A 1,392-nucleotide genomic window follows, 5' to 3' on the forward strand; every position below is an offset into this window, starting at 1 on the left:
TCGGCGCCGGCACCTTCCGCACCAGCCTCCTCAACACCGCCGTCTTCACCGCCATCACCATCGCCGGCACCTACGCACTCGCCCTCGCCACCGCGATCGCCGCCAACCGCGAACTCGCCACCGCCCGAATCGTCCGCACCATCACCGTCCTACCCGCCGTCATCCCGATGGTCGTCGCCGGCCTCGTCTGGAAATGGCTCTACGAACCCGACCACGGCCTCGTCAACACCCTCATCGGCCTCCTCGGAACCGACGGCGCCCGCTGGCTCTTCGACAACGACCTCGCCCTGCCCGCCGTCGCCGTCGTCAGCATCTGGAAGGAATTCGGCATCTACGCCCTGATCCTCCTCGGCGGCCTCCAACGCATCCCCGACGAGATCTACGAAGCCGCCACCATCGACCGCGCCGGCCCCTGGCGCCAGTTCCGCTCCATCACCCTGCCCATGCTCAAACCCGCCACCGCCGCGGTCTTCCTCCTCCTGCTCTTCAACTCCTTCAAGGTCTTCGACCAGGTCTGGGTGATGACCGAAGGCGGCCCCGGCACCGCCACCCTCACCGTCGTCACCTTCATCTACACCCGCCTGCTGAGCGACGTCGGCGTCGCCTCCGCCGCCTCCGTCGTCCTGTTCGTGATCCTCCTCGCGATCACCCTCGTCCGGCTGAAGCTCACCTCCCGGGAGGAATCGTGACCAAGGCCCCGACCCGTCTCGCACCGACCCGTCTCGCACCCGCCCTCTGGCTCACCACCGCCACCGTCTTCGCCGGCCTGCCCGTCCTCTGGATGGCCCTCACCTCCTTCCAGCCCATGGAAGACCTCGTCGGCAACGGACGCCACCTCATCCCCGAACACCTCACCACCACCGCCTACCGCGAAGTCCTCTCCGCGTTCCCCTACGGCCGCTGGTTCCTCAACTCCGCCCTGGTCGCCCTCGCCGTCGTCGCCGGCAACCTCGTCCTCGACACCCTCGCCGCCTACGGCCTCTCCCGGATCCGCTTCCGCGGCCGCCAGGCCGTCCTCACCCTCATCCTCGCCACCCTGATGATCCCCACCCAGGTCATCCTCGTCCCGCTCTACCTCGTCATGCGCGACCTCGACTGGATCGACACCTACTGGGCCCTCATCGTGCCGTTCCTGGCCAGCCCCACCGGGATCTTCCTGCTCCGCCAGCACTTCATCACCCTGCCCGTCCAACTCGACGAAGCCGCCGCCATCGACGGCGCCGGCCGGCTGCGCACCCTGGTCAGCATCCTGCTGCCCAACTCCTGGGCCGCACTCGGCACCGTCGCCGTCCTCAAATTCATGTGGACCTGGGGCGAGTTCGCCTGGCCCTCCCTCGTCACCAACAACGAGCAACTCCGCACCCTGCCCGTCGGACTCGCCCAGTTCCAGAA

2 protein-coding genes are annotated in these 1,392 nt (G+C 68.2%); both read left to right on the forward strand.

The window, feature by feature from the left end:
• Nucleotides 1-689 (forward strand): carbohydrate ABC transporter permease (locus tag ACWDRR_RS44455; RefSeq protein ID WP_449778045.1); only part of this gene is annotated, 689 nt, incomplete at its 5' end.
• The coding region (locus ACWDRR_RS44460) for a carbohydrate ABC transporter permease (RefSeq protein ID WP_449778046.1) at nucleotides 686-1,392 on the forward strand (707 nt) is incomplete at its 3' end. The genes ACWDRR_RS44455 and ACWDRR_RS44460, both read left to right, overlap by 4 nt.

The sequence above is a fragment of the Kitasatospora sp. NPDC003701 genome (assembly GCF_053587085.1).